The sequence below is a fragment of the Hymenobacter sp. M1-2 genome (assembly GCF_057808495.1).
In genome coordinates, this window is record NZ_JBTYZO010000009.1 from 21,402 (window position 1) to 38,093 (window position 16,692).

General features: G+C 59.9%; 19 protein-coding genes and 1 pseudogene. 18 read left to right on the plus strand and 2 right to left on the minus strand.

The genetic code is table 11. The features are described from left to right. Positions 1-72: 72 nt before the first annotated feature. The 15 genes and pseudogenes from ACYSMN_RS10295 to ACYSMN_RS10365 all read left to right on the plus strand — a co-directional run bounded on the left by ACYSMN_RS10295 (position 73) and on the right by ACYSMN_RS10365 (position 13,670). The gene (locus tag ACYSMN_RS10295; RefSeq protein ID WP_488923789.1) at positions 73-618 is read left to right on the plus strand and encodes a Rossmann-fold NAD(P)-binding domain-containing protein; all 546 of its coding nucleotides are present in this window, start codon (positions 73-75) and stop codon (positions 616-618) included. After that, entirely contained in the window at positions 618-743 is a 126-nt protein-coding gene (locus tag ACYSMN_RS10300) for a hypothetical protein (RefSeq protein ID WP_488923790.1), read from the plus strand. The genes ACYSMN_RS10295 and ACYSMN_RS10300 overlap by 1 nt, the downstream gene beginning before the upstream one ends. A 369-nt stretch (positions 744-1,112) precedes the next feature. Continuing rightward, positions 1,113-2,000, plus strand: coding sequence for an SDR family NAD(P)-dependent oxidoreductase (locus ACYSMN_RS10305; RefSeq protein ID WP_488923791.1), 888 nt, complete (start codon positions 1,113-1,115; stop codon positions 1,998-2,000). 376 nt (positions 2,001-2,376) lie between these two features. Further along, positions 2,377-3,306, plus strand: coding sequence for a helix-turn-helix domain-containing protein (locus ACYSMN_RS10310; protein ID WP_488923792.1), 930 nt, complete (start codon positions 2,377-2,379; stop codon positions 3,304-3,306). Next, a pseudogene (locus tag ACYSMN_RS10315) lies at positions 3,276-3,725 on the plus strand (Tn3 family transposase); the annotation flags it as partial. The gene ACYSMN_RS10310 and the pseudogene ACYSMN_RS10315, both read left to right, overlap by 31 nt. Before the next feature lie 96 nt (positions 3,726-3,821). Then, positions 3,822-4,043, plus strand: a complete 222-nt coding sequence (locus ACYSMN_RS10320) for a cupin domain-containing protein (RefSeq protein ID WP_488923793.1) — start codon at positions 3,822-3,824, stop codon at positions 4,041-4,043. A gap of 12 nt (positions 4,044-4,055) precedes the next feature. Then, positions 4,056-4,229: a cupin domain-containing protein gene (locus ACYSMN_RS10325; RefSeq protein ID WP_488923794.1), complete on the plus strand. Its 174-nt coding sequence runs from the start codon at positions 4,056-4,058 to the stop codon at positions 4,227-4,229. A gap of 8 nt (positions 4,230-4,237) precedes the next feature. Next, on the plus strand, positions 4,238-5,296 hold the full coding sequence (locus tag ACYSMN_RS10330; RefSeq protein WP_488923795.1) for an epoxide hydrolase family protein: 1,059 nt from the start codon (positions 4,238-4,240) through the stop codon (positions 5,294-5,296). Continuing rightward, complete coding sequence (locus ACYSMN_RS10335; protein ID WP_488923796.1) at positions 5,296-5,457, plus strand: hypothetical protein; 162 nt, start codon at positions 5,296-5,298, stop codon at positions 5,455-5,457. The genes ACYSMN_RS10330 and ACYSMN_RS10335 overlap by 1 nt, the downstream gene beginning before the upstream one ends. Before the next feature lie 264 nt (positions 5,458-5,721). After that, a complete protein-coding gene (locus ACYSMN_RS10340; RefSeq protein ID WP_488923797.1) occupies positions 5,722-6,831 on the plus strand; it encodes an NAD(P)H-dependent flavin oxidoreductase in 1,110 nt (369 codons plus the stop codon). 83 nt (positions 6,832-6,914) lie between these two features. Beyond that, positions 6,915-7,553: a TetR/AcrR family transcriptional regulator gene (locus ACYSMN_RS10345; RefSeq protein ID WP_488923798.1), complete on the plus strand. Its 639-nt coding sequence runs from the start codon at positions 6,915-6,917 to the stop codon at positions 7,551-7,553. Between the two features lie 184 nt (positions 7,554-7,737). Further along, positions 7,738-8,796 carry an efflux RND transporter periplasmic adaptor subunit gene (locus tag ACYSMN_RS10350; RefSeq protein WP_488923799.1) on the plus strand — a complete coding sequence of 353 codons (1,059 nt, stop codon included), beginning with the start codon at positions 7,738-7,740 and terminating at the stop codon, positions 8,794-8,796. Positions 8,797-8,817: 21 nt separating this feature from the next. After that, positions 8,818-11,961, plus strand: a complete 3,144-nt coding sequence (locus ACYSMN_RS10355; RefSeq protein WP_488923800.1) for an efflux RND transporter permease subunit — start codon at positions 8,818-8,820, stop codon at positions 11,959-11,961. 80 nt (positions 11,962-12,041) lie between these two features. Continuing rightward, the gene (locus ACYSMN_RS10360; RefSeq protein ID WP_488923801.1) at positions 12,042-13,331 is read left to right on the plus strand and encodes a TolC family protein; all 1,290 of its coding nucleotides are present in this window, start codon (positions 12,042-12,044) and stop codon (positions 13,329-13,331) included. Between the two features lie 66 nt (positions 13,332-13,397). Beyond that, positions 13,398-13,670, plus strand: coding sequence for an acyl carrier protein (locus ACYSMN_RS10365; RefSeq protein WP_488923802.1), 273 nt, complete (start codon positions 13,398-13,400; stop codon positions 13,668-13,670). Positions 13,671-13,686: 16 nt separating this feature from the next. Here the strand turns inward: ACYSMN_RS10365 and ACYSMN_RS10370 are convergent, their stop codons facing one another. Together ACYSMN_RS10370 and ACYSMN_RS10375 are read right to left on the minus strand one after the other, a co-directional pair. Next, complete coding sequence (locus ACYSMN_RS10370) at positions 13,687-13,866, minus strand: hypothetical protein (protein WP_488923803.1); 180 nt, start codon at positions 13,864-13,866, stop codon at positions 13,687-13,689. Between the two features lie 159 nt (positions 13,867-14,025). Then, the gene (locus tag ACYSMN_RS10375) at positions 14,026-14,391 is read right to left on the minus strand and encodes a winged helix-turn-helix transcriptional regulator (protein WP_488923804.1); all 366 of its coding nucleotides are present in this window, start codon (positions 14,389-14,391) and stop codon (positions 14,026-14,028) included. Between the two features lie 100 nt (positions 14,392-14,491). On the opposite strand from ACYSMN_RS10375, the gene ACYSMN_RS10380 reads away from it, so the two are divergent. The 3 genes from ACYSMN_RS10380 (at position 14,492) to ACYSMN_RS10390 (ending at position 16,640) form a co-directional block, all read left to right on the plus strand. After that, complete coding sequence (locus ACYSMN_RS10380) at positions 14,492-15,214, plus strand: pirin family protein (RefSeq protein ID WP_488923805.1); 723 nt, start codon at positions 14,492-14,494, stop codon at positions 15,212-15,214. 140 nt (positions 15,215-15,354) lie between these two features. Then, complete coding sequence (locus ACYSMN_RS10385; RefSeq protein WP_488923806.1) at positions 15,355-15,957, plus strand: pirin family protein; 603 nt, start codon at positions 15,355-15,357, stop codon at positions 15,955-15,957. Between the two features lie 86 nt (positions 15,958-16,043). Further along, positions 16,044-16,640, plus strand: coding sequence for an isochorismatase family protein (locus ACYSMN_RS10390; RefSeq protein ID WP_488923807.1), 597 nt, complete (start codon positions 16,044-16,046; stop codon positions 16,638-16,640). Positions 16,641-16,692 lie beyond the last annotated feature (52 nt).

Below are 16,692 nucleotides of genomic sequence, written 5' to 3' on the forward strand. Positions count from 1 at the left end.
TCAGCCGAAAGCTGGTCTTCATCACCTGGATCGGGTGTTCATCCACTTGGGTGCGCACGCATTTATTTCGGCATGTCGGTTTCGGCGGCTTACCTCGAAGCCACGGTCAACGTGGCGGCGGTGGCGCGGCACCACGGCGTGGAGGCCTTCGTGAACATGTCGCAGATGATGGTGACGCAGATGAGCATCACCGAAACCACTGGCAGTCCGCAGCACAGGCTGCACTGGCTGGCGGAACAGGCTCTGGCGTGGTCGGGGTTGCCGGTTGTTACGGTGCGGCCGACGGTTTTCCTCGAAGGCTTTTTCTTGCGCTTAGTCGCGGCTAGCGTCCGGGACAACGACGAATTGCTGCTGCCGCTGGACAACAGCAAAACCTCGCCTATCTCGGCCGTTGATGTGGCCCGCGCCGTCGCGGTGATCTTGCACGAGCCCGCTCTGCACATCGGGCAGGTGTACAATCTGACAGGATTCGAGTCGGCCACCTTGGGCACTACGCGCAAGCCTTTTCCGAGGCCCTCGGCCGGCCCATCCGCTACCGCAACGGGCCGCTCTCGGCCTGGACGGAGAAGCTGTGGGAGCTTGGCGTGCCAGCCCACCTCATCAACCACCTCGCGGTGATGGCCGAGCTGCACGCGCAGGGCCGGTACGACCGCCTGACCAATGACCTGTTCAAGCTCACTGGCCAGGCGCCAACGAGCATGCACGACTTCGTGAAACTGGGGTCCTCTCAGAAAACGGAATAAATAGCACGTTAAGGAATTTGGCCGAAAAGGCGGCACAACATTCAATCGGTCAACTTCGCTGCTAGGGCTTTTTGATGGCGGTGAGTGGCGACACCCTGCTGGCGCAGGTATTCATAGAGCGTGACGTGACGGACTTTTCTGCCATATTTCCTCAACGTGTAGGAAGTGCAAACTTCTTCGAGTCATCTTTTTAGCCAACGGTTGCACAGGCTGGCGTACCTGTTGAAATCGATTGGTGCGGCGTTGAAAAGAATGGCGTACCCGCTGCCCGACGGGTGCTTCAGTTAGGCTACAACATTCCGCAATCCAGCTACAAAGCGCCAGCCGCCGGGCCGGACCTTTGGGGGGTACTTAAACGCACTTCACCTCATGACCCCTCAACCGCACCCCGCCGGCACAACCGGCACCGCGCCCGCCACGGGCAATACCCCCAAAATCTGGTTCATCACGGGCACCTCGCGCGGCTTTGGCCGCGTGTGGACCGAGGCCGTTTTGCAACGGGGCGATAAAGTAGCCGCGACGGCGCGTCAACTGGCCAGCATCGCCGATTTGACCGAGAAATACGGGACCAACGTGCTGACGCTGGAACTGGACGTCACCCACCCCGAACAAGTAAAAACGGCCGTGGCGCAGGCCCACGCGCACTTCGGGCGGCTCGACGTGGTGCTCAACAACGCCGGCTATTCGCTGGTGGGCACCATCGAGGAAGCCGGCCTGGACGAAATCCGGGCCATGTACGACACGAACGTGTACGGGACGGTGTCCGTGATTCAGGCCGCCTTGCCCTTCCTGCGGGCGCAGGGCAGCGGCCACATTCTGGGCGTATCCAGCGGCGTGGGCCTCGTCAGCACGCCGGTTATTGGCTACTACTGCTCCACCAAGTTCGCCGTTGAGGCAATTCACGAGAGTTTGGCCGCCGAGGTCGCGCCGTTTGGCATCAACGTCACCCTCGTCGAGCCCGGCGCGTACGCCACCGAGTTCGGCAGCCCGGAGTCGATTCGCTTCGCCCCCGGCATGGAAGTGTACGCCGACCTCAAAAACCACGTGTTCGCGGCCCTGGGCCAGATGGAGCGCGGCGACCCGGCCGCGACGCCCGCCGCCCTCTTTGCCGTGGTCGATGCCGAGCAGCCCCCCCTGCGGCTCTTCCTCGGCCGCGATAACCTGCCCTGGGTGCGCGGGGTGTATGCCGAGCGGCTGGCCACCTGGGAAGCCTGGGAAACCGTGGCGGACGCCGCTCAGGGAGCTTCACCGCGCTAACGAACGCAACGAGGGGCCCGTGGGTGCTTGAAACCCACGGGCCCCTCGTTGCAACGCGGCTTGGATGCCCTGGTACTTCCCCGGCAGCCGGGCGGTGGCTGAAATTCGAGCGTCCCTCCCAAACCGTTCGTGACGATGGCGATTCCTTCACTCAAACCCACCCCGGGCAACAGGTGGTCTACCTGACTATCGGTTACCCGGTACCAAGAGCCTATCCAAATAGGGCGTCATGCTGAGCTTGTCGAAGCATCTCTACCGCGCAATTACCTCAATTGACAGAGATTACCTGCGCGGTAGAGATGCTTCGACAAGCTCAGCATGACCGTTCTTTTTTTAAGCCTATTTGGATAGGCGCTAAGCGTAGTACATTCGGAAAATGAAAAAGCCCGCTAACACGCCGCTCCGGTTTACGTCCTTGTCCGAGGCCCACCGGGCCCTGGGCGCGCCGCCGCCCCTACACCCGCTCATTAGCCTCGTGCACGGTGCCCACGCGCCCGCAACGGGGGCGGGCGTCCACCAGCCGCACGTGCTGAGCTTTTACAAAATCTCGTACCGGCCCCGCCTGAGCAGCAAGCTGCCGTACGGGCAGGGCTATTACGACTTTGAGGAAGGGGGCTTGCTCTTCGCGGCCCCCAACCAGCTCATTGGGGGAAGCGAGGAGCCCACGGGGCAGGCCTGCGCCCACTTCACCCTGCTGATTCACCCAGATTTTTTGGCCGGTTACCCCCTCGCCAAAAAGATGGGGCACTACGGCTTCTTCACCTACTCGGCCAACGAGGCGCTGCACGTTTCGCAACAGGAGAAAGACCTCTTGCTGGCGCTGTTCAACACCATCGAAGCGGAGTTGGCCAGCCGCTTGGATGAGTTCAGCTATGAGGTCGTGATTGCCCAGCTCGAATTGCTGTTCACCTACGCGAACCGTTTTTACAAGCGCCAGTTTCTCACGCGCAAAGCGGTGCACAGCGACTTGCTGCAACGGCTGGAAGAAACGCTGGCGGACTGTTTCCGGGACCAGAACCTGCTGCACCGGGGCATCCCCACGGTCCAGTACCTGGCGCAGTGCCTGCACGTGTCGCCCAGCTATTTAAGCGACATGCTGCGCACGCTCACCGGCCAAAGCGCGCAGCAGCACATCCACGACCAGCTTATCGCGCAAGCGAAGGAAAAGCTTGCCACCACGGGCCTGTCGGTAAGTGAGGTTGCTTACGCGCTGGGCTTCGAGCATTCGCAGTCCTTTAGCCGGTTCTTCAAAACCAAGACGGCCCTTTCGCCGCTCGCCTTTCGGCAGACTTTCCAACTCAACTGAATTGGGCTATCTTTTTATACCGCATCTCGCGCAGCCTCTCTGTTCTGAACTAGCGGCAAAGCGTCGACAAGCGCTGCCGCGTGCAAGTCGGGCTCCACAAGGGTGAAGCCCGCCACGCGCTGGCCCGGGCTGTCTTCTTTCACCGGCTCGGGGAAATTCGAGGCCGGGGCTTTGAGCAACAGCGCGACCGGGCCAGCGGGCTAAACCTGCTCACGGCCGCCATTGTGCTGCGGAATACGGCGTATCTACAGCGCGCCGTGCAGGCGCTGTGGGCCCACGGCCAGACCGTGAACGAAGCGCTTTTGCCCTGTTTATCGCCGTTGGGCGGGCAGCCTACCAACCTGACAGGCGACTATTCGTGGCGCACGAAACGGGCGACCGGCGAGTTTCAGCCCCTACGGCCCCTTTCTAAGCCTTAACGTGCTATTTATTCCGCTTTCTGAGAGGCCCCCAAACTGCACGCCGCTGAATTTACGCGGAGCACAGTTCCGGCCTAATCAACAGACTTTACGACAGTGAAAACGCCAACCCTTTTTGCCAGTACCATTGCCATTATTGGGCTGGCCCTATTATTCGACTCAAATGCCGCGCAGGCGCAGCAGGCGGGAATCAAGCGCACAGAGTTCCAGCGGCATGAGTTGAGTGCTCGCGGGCAAGAGGCCGTTCAGGTGCGCATCGACCTCGCCCCCGGCACGGCGTTTGGCAAGCACAAACACCCAGGCGAAGAAGTCATTTAGGTCCTCGAAGGCGTGCTGGAATACGAAGTCGAAGGCAAGCCACCCGTGACGCTCAGGACCGGCGATGTGCTATTCATCCCGGCCGCAACAATTCACGCGGCGAAGAATGTCGGCAGCGGCAATGGGGCGGAGCTCGCTACCTACATCGTGGAAAAAGGAAAGCCGCTCGTGGTGACTGTCAAGTGAAATTAGTCGTGAAAAAGCTTGAAATCATTCTCGCCAGCCTCGTGCTGATAGTGGGCCTTAGTGTGCCGAGCACATTCAGCACTGCCCAGACAACTTCTGCCGCCACCGGCGTTACCGGCGAAGCCATCCGCCCCTACAAAGTGCACGTGCCCAAGGCCGCCCTCACCGACCTCCGGAAACGCCTTCGGGCGACGCGCTGGCCGGAGCAGGAAACAGTCAATGATCGGTCGCAGGGGATACAGCGGAAGAATCTGCAAGCCCTGGTGCACTATTGGGGTACCGACTACGACTGGCGCAAAGCGGAGGCGAAACTGAACGCGCTGCCGCAATTCACGACCACTATTGACGGGCTTGACATTCATTTCCTGCACGTTCGCTCACGCCACCTGAACGCCATGCCGCTGCTCATCACGCACGGCTGGCCCGGCTCGGTACTCGAAATGCTCAAAGTCATCGGGCCGCTGACCGACCCGACCGCTTACGGCGGCCGCCCGGAGGATGCCTTCGACGTCATCATCCCCTCGATGCCCGGCTACGGCTTCTCCGGTAAGCCGACGGGCCCCGGTTGGGATCCGGACCACATTGGGCGCGCCTGGGCAGTGTTGATGCAGCGCCTCGGCTACCCGCGCTACGTAGCTCAAGGCGGCGACTGGGGCGCGCCAGTTTCCCACGCGTTGGCGCGCCAGGCGCCAAAAGGCCTGCTGGGCATCCACGTCAACTTGCCAGCTGCGGTTCCTGCCGAGGTAACCACCATGCGCAACGACGGCTCCGGAACGGCCGGCTTTTCCGAGAAAGAGCGCGCGGCAACTGAGTCGCTCGACCGATTCTACAATAAGAACCGCGCTTATTCCGTGCTGATGGCCACGCGGCCCCAAATGATCGGCTATTCTCTGACGGATTCGCCGGTGGGGCTTGCGGCCTGGATGTACGACTACAACGAGGGCGAACCAGAACGCTCGCTCACGCGCGACGAGATGCTGGACGACATCACGCTGTACTGGCTGATGAACACGGCGGCCTCCTCAGCGCGCTTGTACTGTGGGAAAACAAAGGCCAGGGCATTGTAGTGGCCGCCGCGCAGCGGACCACCGAGATTGCGCTGCCCGTAGCCGTTACCGTATTCCCCGATGAAATCTACCGAGCCCCAGAGTCGTGGGTGCGCCGCGCCTACCCGAACCTGATTTACTTCCACGAGGCTGACAAAGGCGGCCACTTCGCGGCGTGGTAACAGCCGCAGGTTTTCGCGGAAGAGCTTCGTGCGGCTTTTCGCCCGCTCTGCTGAGGACGCCGCGCTATCTACTTGAATGCCGCGTTGCCGGCTACTTTTCTGATCTGAACATAAGTCTGAGCTGGCCATACAATTCTGCTAGTAAAGAAGACGCAGCGTCTCTATATTCAGGTTCAGCCATAATACTCTCACTTGTTGCACCAAGCTAGGAGTAAGTGCTTGCTTGTAAGCGCCGGTGCTTACTCTCGTCAAAGCAGTAAAGCCATGTGGTACAAAACCAAAGCCGCCGCGATGCTCGGCGTACAATATCCCATCTTGCAGGGGCCGTTTGGCGGCGGCTTGTCGTCGGTGGAGCTAGTGTCTACCGTTTCGAATGGGGGTGGTTTGGGCGGTTACGGGGCCTACACCCTGAGCCCGCCGGAGATTTATGAGCTTGACAAACAAATCAGAGCCGCGACCAACAAACCCTATAACCTCAACCTGTGGGTGTCGGACACGGACGCGGTAGACGGCACGGTCAGCGACGAGCAATACGAGCAGGTAAAGGCGCAGTTCAAACCGTACTTCGACAAGGCTGGAATTGCACTGCCGCCGAAGCCACCAACGTTCAAATCACGGTTCGAAGACCAAATCCAAGTAGTGCTCGACGTGCGTCCTAGCGTGTTCAGCTTCATGTTCGGCATACCGTCTGCCGACATCCTGGACCAATGCCGTCGGCGCGGAATCAAGCTGGTGGGGGCGGCTACCACGCTCGATGAGGCCCTCGCGCTTGAAAACGCAGGGGTCGATATGATCATTTCTTCGGGCTTCGAGTCGGGTGGCCACCGGCCGTCTTTCCTGGCTCCGGCGGAGCAATCAATGACCGGTTCTTTCGTGCTCCTTCAGCTTATTAAAGAGAAAGTGAAGCTGCCAGTCATTGCGGCCGGGGGCATTGCAACCGGGCGGGGCATAGCCGCAGCCCTTACTCTCGGGGCCGATGCGGTCCAGATCGGCACGGCGTTTCTGGCTTGTGATGAATCCGGCGCTCTGCCCGTGCACAAAGCAGCCCTTTTCTCGGAGGCAGCTAAATACACCATGCTGTCGCGCGCGTTTACGGGGCGTTTGGGCCGGGGTCTAACCACGCCAATCGCCAAAGACATGGTCGGAAAAGAAAGCGGCATTCTCCCATTTCCGCTCCAGACCACATTTATGTCCACGCTGCGCAAAGCGGCTGTCGAACAGCAACAGCACGAGATGATCCTCTTTTGGGGTGGTCAGATTGCCCCGATTCTCAAACACCGGAAAGCAGCGGCGTTGATGCAATCGTTGATCGAGGAAGCAACTGAAATCATGCCGCTTAGCAGCGCGAAGCAGAGAGTATATCTTGCCGAGTAATGATTTTGCTTGAGTAAATCCATTTCGGCTCGCGCTAATCTGTAACTTTGAACCATCGGTCACTAACTGACCTATCCGGATAGATGGGTGTTGCAGAACGTAAGCAGCGGGAAAAAGCCAGTCGGGAGGGAGCCATTCTGGCGGCAGCCAAGAAGGTTTTCCTGGCCAAAGGCTTGGTTGTCGCCACCATCGACGACATTGCAGCCGAGGCCGAACTGGCTAAGGGCACGTTGTACCGCTACTATCGTAGCAAGGAAGAAATCCTACTAGCCATCAACGAGCAGGCCTTGCACGAACTGCACTTGGAGTTTAAGAAGGCCGCGGCAGGCGACGACACCGGGCTGGAAAAAGTGTTGCGCATGATGCGCGCATATTATGCTTTCGTAATGGCAAATCCGGTGTACTTCGGTTTTATTGCCTTCTTCGAATCGCCTTTTACCAGCACCAACGCCGGGGTTGTGTACGAAACTGCCAACGCCATCTACGAACTGTTCCAAGACGTGTGGCGCTTAGGTACCACCGATGGCTCCATCCGCACCGACCTCAGCGCCCAGTTGATGTCTATCAACTTGTGGGCCTCTTCCTACGGCATGATGCAGTTTATTGTCAGCAAGGGTGGCCATATGGCTGAGCAGCGACAAGTAGATTCAAGCGAATTGTTCGAAACGTACCTGGCCACGTTGGAAAGCGGATTGCGGGCGTCTGCCGTCAAGCTTAAGTAAGCAATAAAAAAATTTAAACATTTTATACTGATAGTCATTTTATGAACAAGTAAACAGAATATCTTATTTTTGTTGACCTTTGCAACGCCGTCAGCCCTAGCTGATGGTTACTTTTTCTCCGGAAGTGACTAACGGTCACTTTGTGAACATACAACTTGTGCACTTCAACTTTTCTCTTTCACCCATGCCTCATTATCGAAGATTTAGTCGCTGGCTGATTCTTGGTTTACTGCCGAGTGCGGTAGCTTGCTCGCCGTCGGCCGCTGAAGAATCCACTCAGAAACCTACGGGGCTCGTTCCGGTGGCTGTGCGAGTGCAGCCCGTGCGCACGCTGACTGGTGCGCAAGAACAAACCTACAGCGGCACCATTGAAGCCGAAAACACGGCCAGCCTAGGCTTTGGCGTGGCGGGTACGGTGCGGCGAGTTCTGGTACGTGAGGGCGACCAGGTGCGTGCCGGTCAGTTGCTGGGCGTGCTCGACCAGCAGGAGTATACCAGCTTACAGGCCGGGGCCGAAGCCTCGCTGCTCGAAGCCCGCGACGCGGCCCGCCGCGCGCAGCAACTCCGCCAAGCCGAGAGCTTAACCGAGCGCGAACTGGTGCAGGCTACCGCCGCTTTGCAGCGCGCCGAGGCCAGCGCCCAGGTGGCCCGCAAGCATGTAGCCGACACGCGCTTGACAGCACCCTTCGCTGGCCTCATTGCCGCGAAGATGGTGGAGCCCGGCGTGGCGGCCTCACCGGGTAGTCCTGCCTTTAGCCTAATCAAAACCGAGCAGGTATTTGCCCGCGCCGTCGTGCCGGAAGCGGAGATAGGCCGTCTGGCGAAGGGCACGGCGGTGCAAGTGCTTGTGCCCGCACTCAGCCGCGAAGTGCGCGGCACGGTGCAAGTAATCAATCCGGTGGCAGACCCAACCTCGCGCAGCTTCTACGTGAAGGTGCTGCTACCCAACCCCGGCCTGCGCCTATTGCCGGGCATGTTGGCCAGCCTGCGGATTCCGCTGCCAGCAGGGCAGGGGAGGGCAGTGGTAGCGCTGGCCCCGCAACTGGTGGTACAGGAAGCCGACGGAGCCAGCGTGGTGTACGTGGCCGATGCTGCTGGCAAAACCGCCCGCCGCCGCCGCGTGGTGCTCGGGCCGGTGCAAGGACAGCAGGTAGTCGTTACGCAGGGCCTGCGCGCAGGCGAGAAAGTCATCGTGGCTGGGCAGCAGCGCCTAAGCGACGGCCAAGCCATCCGTATTTTGTAAGGTTCTACCCTCCCGTTTTTTATGGAAAACAACAAACCAACGCGTCGCCTCAACTTAATTGAGGCGGCCATGAAGTACCGGCAGGTCACCTACGGCTTAACGGTGCTGCTGGCCTTGGCAGGCATCTGGGCCATTTACAGCATGCCGCGTATGGAGGACCCGCGCATCACCATTCGCCAGGGACTGGTGCTGGCGGTGTATCCGGGGGCCAACGAGTTGGAAGTGGAAAACCAGCTCACCAAGAAGCTGGAACAGCAGCTCTTCAGCTACAAGGAAGTGCGCAAAGAAAAAACCTACTCCACGACCAAGGCCGGCGCCGTGGTGGTGAACGTGCAGTTGCAGGATTGGGTAACGGACACCGATAAGTTCTGGGCCAAGCTCCAAGATGGTCTTAATGCCAACCGGCAACTGTTTCCGGCCGCCGTGCAGGGCCCGTTCGTCAACGGGGAGTTTGGTGATGTAGCGGCCCTGATGCTGGCCGTTACGGCCCGCGACCGGAGCTACGCCGACCTCAAGCAGTACCTCGACCAGTTGGAAGACGCGATTAAGACCCTGCCGCAGGTGTCGAAGATCCGGCGCTACGGCGAGCAACGGGAGCAAGTGTACGTAACGGCTTCAGCCGACCGCCTGCGGCAGTACGGGCTGGACTTCGCCCACATCGGGCAGGTGCTGCAAGGCCAAAACAACGTCACCTACTCGGGTGAGCTGACGTTGCCCGACGCCCGGGTGCCGGTGTTCACCGAAGGGCTCTACCGCTCGCAGCAGGACTTGGCCAATCAGCTCGTCTATGCAGACCCAACGACCGGTAACCAGGTGCGGTTGCGCGACGTGGCCCACTTGCAGCGCCGCGACGAAGAGCTGACCTCGCGCATCAAAATTGATGGGCAATCGGCAGTAATGCTGACCGTGGAAATGCAGCCGGGCAACAACATGGTGTGGTTCGGGGAGCAGCTCGCCGCGAAAATCAAGGAAGTGGAAGCCAAGTTTCCGGCGGGTGTGAAGGTGCAGGAAATCGTGAGCCAGCCGCGGGTGGTAGACCACAAGCTGCGCGACTTTTTCGTGGAGCTGTCCATTGCCGTGGCCTCAGTTATTGCGGTAGTGCTGCTGCTGCTGCCCTTGCGCATTGCCCTGATTTCGGCCATTGCCTGCCCGCTGTCCATTCTGATTACGTTTGCCATTCTCAATATGCTAGGCATGGAGATTCACCAGGTGTCGTTGGCGGCGCTGGTGATTGTGCTGGGTATGGTGGTGGACGATGCCATTGTGGTGGTCGACAATTACGTGGAGAAACTCGACGAGGGCATGGACCGCTGGACAGCGGCCTGGCGCTCGGCCACCGATCTGTTTGTACCGGTGCTGGCGGCCACGGCCACCATCATCTTCGCCTTTCTGCCCTCGGCCATCGTGTACACGGGCCTCGTGCGGGAGTTTTCCATGCACATTCCGGCCACGGTGGCAGTGGCGTTAGTCGCCTCGTTTCTGGTGTCGATGCTGCTGACTCCTTCCTTGTGCTACTTCGCTATTCGCAAGGGCCTGCACACACCGCGGGCGGCCGATGCCCCGGCACCGAAGCCTTCGGTGATTGATTGGGTGCAGGCGCGCTTCAACCGGGCCGTGGACTGGAGCTTCGCGCACCCCAAGCTGGTGCTCACGTTGGGCTTCTCGTCGCTGGCATTCGCCGGGGTGTTTGGCTCCCAAGTCAAGTTTGAGTACCTGCCGTATTCGGAGCGCGACCAGTTCAACTTGGAGCTGTGGCTGCCTGAGGGTACGCCCGTGGCCCAGACCGAACAGGCCGTGAACCGCGTAACGGCCGCTATCCAGGGCGATAAGCGCATTCAACAGGTGGTGAGCTTTGTGGGCACTGGCTCGCCGCGCTTCTACTCCAGCTACGCCCCCGAAGCCCCGGCTGAAAACTACGCGCAGGTTTTTATCAACACTACCAGCGGCGAAGCCACCGTAGAATTGGCCAGGGAGTATGCCCATTCTCTGCAAAAGCTGGTGCCGGAGGGTTCCGTGCGGGTGCGCCGCCTGAGCTGGAAGGAAACCAAGGCGCCGCTCGAAGTGCGCGTGGTGGGCGGCGACGCCACGGCTCTACGCGCAGTGGGCCAGCAGGTGCAACAGATTTTCACCCAAACCGCCAACACCCACTTCGTGCGCGACGACTGGCGCAACTCCTACCTGGGGCTAGACGTGCAGGTAAAGCCCGATCAGGCCGACCGTCTGGGCGTGAGCAAACAGACTGTGGCCCAAACCCTAGGCGGCAGCCTTAAAGGCTGGCCCGTATCGACGCTATGGGAGGGCGACAAGCCTCTCGACATCGTGCTGCGCCTGGACGAGCGGGATCGGCAGCAACTCAGCGACGTCAATCAAGTGTACGTAACAACGGCCTACAACACCAAGGTGCCGCTGCGCCAGGTGGCCGATGTGGTGCCAACTTGGCACCTGAGCAACATCGTGCGCCGCAACGGCTTGCGCACGCTCACGGTGAGCAGCGACACGGATTTCGGCCGGGTGGCCAGCCAGATTCTGAGCGAAGTGCGGCCCCAACTCGATGCGCTCCAGTTGCCCGCCGGCGTGCATGTGGAATACGGCGGCGACGACGAGTCGGGCCGGGACGCGGCACCGCAGTCTAATCTGGCCCTGGCCTTGAGCTTTCTGCTGATTTTTGTGACCCTGCTGCTGCAGTTCCGCCACCTGGGCCGCGCCTTGATCGTGCTTTCCACGTTCTTCTTGAGCTTGCCGGGAGCCATGTTTGGCCTTTGGTTAACCGACAACCCACTGGGCATGACCGCTTTTTTAGGCATCAACAGCCTGCTGGGCATTGTGGTCCGCAACGGCATCATTCTGGTGGACTATGCCGACGAACTGGTACGCGAGCATGGTTACAAGGTCAAGGACGCAGCTATTGCCTCGGCCCACCGCCGGATGCGGCCCATCTTCCTGACCTCATCGGCTGCCGCGGTGGGCGTAATTCCCATGATTCTGAGCAAGTCGCCGCTGTGGTCGCCACTGAGCAGCGTCATTGCCTTCGGCATCATGGTGGCCATGGTGATGACACTGTTTGTGGTGCCCGTGCTGTACTACTTGTCCTTGAAGGGACAGAAGAATCCGGCCCCGGCCGAAACCCGCGACGATGAGCAGCCCACGTTAGCATTGGCTCACTAGTAGCAAAACGCCTTTTTGCCCTCATGCAAAGTGAGTCGATGCGTGAGGGCACGACCAAGCCTCCGCTTAATTTTTTCGGAATGAAGATGCTTCTCTGCGTGGGCCTGGGGCTACTTGCCCCGGGCCTCTACGCCCAAACTATGCCCGCGCCTACCACCTCCAGCGCGCCGCTGACCCTGGCCAAGTGCCGGGCGCTGGCCCTGAGCCAGAACCAACGCCTGACCTCGGCCGGCCGCAAGCAGCAGGCCGCCGACGCCGCCTACCGCGCCGCCCAAACCAACCGCTTGCCCAAGCTGGATTTCAGCAGCACTGGCTACTTCGTGCGCGGCTTGCGCAGTACGCCCCTCGAAGCGCAGGGCGTGACCGGCGGACTGGCCCTGAACCAGCCCATCTACGCCGGCGGCCAGGTACGCGCCCAGATTGCATTGTCGGGCCTCAGCGCCCAGGTATCGGCCGAAGACGTACGCAACACCCGCCAGCAGCTGGTGGCCGACATTGACCAGACGTACTGGCAAACCGTGGCTTTGCGCGACCAGGTAGCTCTAGCCGAAGGCAACCGCGTTCAGCTGCAAGCCCTAGTGCGCGACCTCGACAACAAGCTCCAGGCTGGCCTGGGCTACAAAGCCGATCTGCTGCGCGCCCAGGTACAGCTGCGCGACGCGGAAGTACGCCTGCTGCGCACCCGCGACGAACAGCGCATCAGCCGGATGGTGCTAAGCCAGCTCATCGGCCGGCCAGCCGGCGATTCGCTGCGTTTAGCCGAATCGATTGAGGGCGACTTCTCGCCCGTCAGGCCTGCTGATTATGAGCAGCGTGCCCTCGCCCAGCGGCCCGAACTACGCCAGCTCGCCCTGGCCAACCGCGCCGACTCGCTGCAAATTGTGATTGCCCGTAGTGCACGCCGGCCCCAAATCGGGGGCAGCCTCAACGCGCTCTACTTGCAGCAAAAACCTAGCTTTTTGCTGCCCGAGAAAAACTACATCCCCACTTACGCCGTGGTGAGCGTGAATCTGCCGCTGGTGCACTGGAAAGAGAATAGGCTGCTCGAAGCCCAGCGCCGCTACCTGGCCCAGGCCAGCCAAGCCGATCTGACGGAAGCCCGCCAGCAGGTGCAGCTGGAAATCAGCCGCGACCTGCTGCGCCTCAACCAAGCTGCCCGCCGCGTGGAGCTGCAACGTCTGACGGTAGCGCAAGCTCAAGAAAACCAGCGCCTCAACGAAAACCGTTTCCGCGCGGGCCTGCTGCCGCTCACTGATTTGCTCGAAGCCCAGACCATTACGCAGCAAGCCGCTGCCGCGTTGGTGGACGCCAAGGCCGAATACCGCATTGCGGAGGCCATATTGGCCAAAGCCACTGGCGAGCAACCCTAGTCGAAGCCCGCCAGTGGCCTCTTCGGGCTGCTGGCCGGGCTTATTTTCATTCCTTTTCATTTCCTCATGCTTACGCGTCGCTATTCTTCTTCCGCTTCCGTCACGGCGCTAATGCAGCAAGTGCGGCACCTCATCAGTCGGCGCAAAGGCATCCGACTGCGTCACGTGCGCCCCACGACGGATTTGCTCGCCGAATTCGGATTTGAGATTCTGGACGTGGTTGATATCATTCTGGAAGTGGAAAGCTGCTTCCACCTCACCATTCCCGATGAAGTGCCACTGCACACTCCGGGGGATTTTGTCTGCTTCCTGTACGAGCAGCTACGACCGAAGGCTTAGTGATGGTCTGGACACCTCATGGCCGGCGAATATAGACGGACTTGTCGGCTAGAAATTCCGCTTTGCCAGGCGGAGTCATATACAGCAGCACCGTGTGTTGGCTAGGGGAGGTCGGCTGAATGACGGTCCGTATGCCCACCGCCTTGCCAACGGACTCGTTGCCGAGCAGGCCTTGGTCAGTGAGGGTGCCCGTCATCGAAATCTGCGGGCTGGCGTCGTTGGCCCGCCCGGCCGCGGTAGCTCATCATGTTGGCATTGAGCGCGTCTATGGTGCTCCACTCATAACGCTTATCCATTGTCGAGTAACCCAGAAGGCCCAGACGATACCCCCGTATTTGCCCTCTCATTAGCGGAGCTAGGCGCTTTTAGGGGCAATGGATGGGGTGGGCCTGCTAACGGCCATATACTCTTCGCTCCAGTCAGAAAGGGTTTGTAGCACTGGTTGCACAGCTTCGCCCAGCACCGTCAGGCGGTACTCTACGCGTCGGGTCGACTGCGGGTAAACTGTGCGGGTTAGCAGCCCATCCCGCTCCAGTTCGTCCAGGTTTTTGGCCAGCACCTTGCGGGTGATGTCGGCTATTTCCCGTTGCAACTCGCTGAACCGAATGCTCCCGGCCTCCTTAGTGATCCAGAGGATGTGCGGTTTCCATTTGCCGCCAATCAGGTTGATTACCTCTACGACGTTGCAGCGCGTCTCCTCGGAGCGTTTAAATCGGCTCATGGTTTCCTTTGGGTAACTACTCGGGGTGAAGGTTATTGAGGACTTCGTGGTTAACCCACCAACCGGAAGAGCCGGTAAGCCCACAACGGTAAATGTACTTATGGAAAAAATCTTGCATCCGAACGCCACGCGAGGCTTTCGCAACATGGGATGGATTCAATTATACCAGTCCTTCAGCCCCAGCCACCCACCCGCTCCCAACCGACGGCACTTTGGGGCCATGGTGATTTTAGACAACGGGCACATTGCCCCGGGAGGCAAGGGCTTTGGCATGCACCCGCACCAGAACATGGAGATTGTAAGTGTGGTGGTCAGCGGCACCATGGTGCACTCCGATACGGCGGGGCACAACGGCATCGCGCTAAAAGACTCGATTCAACTGATTTCAGCGGGTACGGGCATTGAGCACTCGGAATACAATTATTCTCCCACCGAACCCATCGACAACCTCCAAATCTGGTTTCTGCCCCGTCAGCAAAACCTTCCGCCGGCCTACCACCAACGGGTAATGGAGCCGCAACAACGGGAAGGCAAGTTGGCCCTGTTAGTCTCTCCCAACGGAGAGGAAAACTCCTTGCCAATCAACCAAGACGTGTGGATGTACCGTGGCCACTTTGCAGCGGGGCAACCGGTAACGTATGCGCGGAAGCTACCGGGCAACGGCCTCTACGTTTACCTCATCAGTGGCAAGGCGCAGGTTGCCGGCGAAACGCTCGCCTCCCGCGACGCCTTGGGGTTGCCTACGGCCGCGTCCGTCGAAATCCAGCCTTCAGAGCCAACCGATGTGCTGATCATCGACGTGCCCATGTGGAGCCTGAACTGAGCCTTTCCTTGCACCTCCACTCAATAACATCCCGACGATGGCCATTGCAATTCACCGCGCTACGGAGCGCGGCAACGTTAACATGGGCTGGTTTCAAGCCGCCTACTCGTTCAGCTTCGGCAACTATCACAACCCCGCGCATGGGAGTTGGGGCGCTCCGGGTCTTAAACGACAGCATCATTCAGCCTGGTACCGGCTTTCCCCGCCATCCGCACGACAACATGGAAATTGTCACGGTCCAGTTCACCGGTGATCTGGAACACACGGATTCCACGGCCAAGCGCCACATCCGAGCCAACGACGTGCAAGCCATCACGGCTGGCACTGGCGTTTGGCACGAAGACACCAACGTCGCTACCGAAGCGGCTCAGCAGCTGCAAATATGGATAGCCCCGCGGGCCCGTGGGTTGGCGCCGGCATCGGCCATCAAGCACTTTGCGCCCGAAAACCGCCAGAACCGGTGGCAGGTGCTCGTGTCGCCGGACGGTGTGGAAGAGTCGTTGATCATTCAACAAGATGCCTGGTTTTCCCGCGGCGTATTCGAGGCGGGAAAAGCCGTGTCTTACGCAAAGCACAACCCGAAATCGGAGCTTTACCTGTTTGTGCTTTCCGGCAGCATTCAGGCGGGGGAATACCAGCTTGCGGCGCGGGATGCCTTGCGAGTCAGCGGCCCGGAGCAGGCACTGTCGTGGCAAGTGGAGCAGTCCACGGACTTGCTAATCATAGAAGTACCGGACAAGTAAGGTGGGCCGTTTTGACCTAACACCAATCTTTTCAAATACCCTTTCTTCTTTCACAGAAGACTCGTCAGTCATTAACTGAATCCCCCATGCAAAATTTATTCACGCCGCAAAACGCGGCCATGCTGCTCATCGACCATCAGGTAGGCACCTTGAAGCTGGTGCACAATATCTCCCACGAGGAGGTGATTCGCAATACGCGGGCATTAGCGCGCACGGCGGTTGAAACGGCCATGCCCTTGGTGCTAACATCCAGTCAAGAAGAACATTTTCAAGGACTGCTGCTCAGTGACTTGCAGCAGATTGCGCCCGAGGCGTACCAACAACGGGTGAAGCGGCCCGGCGTGGTGGATGCCTGGACCTACGAGGCATTCAAAACCGCTGTCGAGGCTACCGGCCGGCGCAACCTGATTATGGCAGGACTGACCAACGACGTGTGCATTGTCTTCCCGGCCATTAGCGCGCTTGAGGATGGCTACCGGGTGCAAGTAGTGGTGGATGCGGCCGGCTCACCGACTACCTTAGCCGACGAGACCGCGCTGAGACGAATGGAAAAGGTGGGCGTAACGCTGACGTCGACCAATCAGCTGCTCGCCGAGTTGGCCACCGACTGGGCGAGTGCGCAAGGGGCCGCCATTCAGCAGATCATGTACCAAGAGGTGCTTCAGCGGCTCATCGAAGCGTAAAAGCAGAACACCAGGACTCTCTACGTAGGGCTTTCTTCCGAGCATGTCGGAG

Excerpts from the sequence above, each read along its gene's own strand:
- ACYSMN_RS10340 (WP_488923797.1), top strand. The coding sequence starts at position 5,722 with ATGTGGTACAAAACCAAAGCCGCCGCGATGCTCGGCGTACAATATCCC.
- ACYSMN_RS10380 (WP_488923805.1), top strand. The coding sequence starts at position 14,492 with ATGGAAAAAATCTTGCATCCGAACGCCACGCGAGGCTTTCGCAACATG.
- ACYSMN_RS10300 (WP_488923790.1), top strand. The coding sequence starts at position 618 with ATGGCCGAGCTGCACGCGCAGGGCCGGTACGACCGCCTGACCAATGAC.
- ACYSMN_RS10360 (WP_488923801.1), top strand. The coding sequence starts at position 12,042 with ATGAAGATGCTTCTCTGCGTGGGCCTGGGGCTACTTGCCCCGGGCCTC.
- ACYSMN_RS10375 (WP_488923804.1), bottom strand. The coding sequence starts at position 14,391 with ATGAGCCGATTTAAACGCTCCGAGGAGACGCGCTGCAACGTCGTAGAG.
- ACYSMN_RS10305 (WP_488923791.1), top strand. The coding sequence starts at position 1,113 with ATGACCCCTCAACCGCACCCCGCCGGCACAACCGGCACCGCGCCCGCC.
- ACYSMN_RS10345 (WP_488923798.1), top strand. The coding sequence starts at position 6,915 with ATGGGTGTTGCAGAACGTAAGCAGCGGGAAAAAGCCAGTCGGGAGGGA.
- ACYSMN_RS10295 (WP_488923789.1), top strand. The coding sequence starts at position 73 with ATGTCGGTTTCGGCGGCTTACCTCGAAGCCACGGTCAACGTGGCGGCG.
- ACYSMN_RS10355 (WP_488923800.1), top strand. The coding sequence starts at position 8,818 with ATGGAAAACAACAAACCAACGCGTCGCCTCAACTTAATTGAGGCGGCC.
- ACYSMN_RS10365 (WP_488923802.1), top strand. The coding sequence starts at position 13,398 with ATGCTTACGCGTCGCTATTCTTCTTCCGCTTCCGTCACGGCGCTAATG.
- ACYSMN_RS10310 (WP_488923792.1), top strand. The coding sequence starts at position 2,377 with ATGAAAAAGCCCGCTAACACGCCGCTCCGGTTTACGTCCTTGTCCGAG.
- ACYSMN_RS10385 (WP_488923806.1), top strand. The coding sequence starts at position 15,355 with ATGGGAGTTGGGGCGCTCCGGGTCTTAAACGACAGCATCATTCAGCCT.
- ACYSMN_RS10390 (WP_488923807.1), top strand. The coding sequence starts at position 16,044 with ATGCAAAATTTATTCACGCCGCAAAACGCGGCCATGCTGCTCATCGAC.
- ACYSMN_RS10350 (WP_488923799.1), top strand. The coding sequence starts at position 7,738 with ATGCCTCATTATCGAAGATTTAGTCGCTGGCTGATTCTTGGTTTACTG.
- ACYSMN_RS10370 (WP_488923803.1), bottom strand. The coding sequence starts at position 13,866 with ATGACGGGCACCCTCACTGACCAAGGCCTGCTCGGCAACGAGTCCGTT.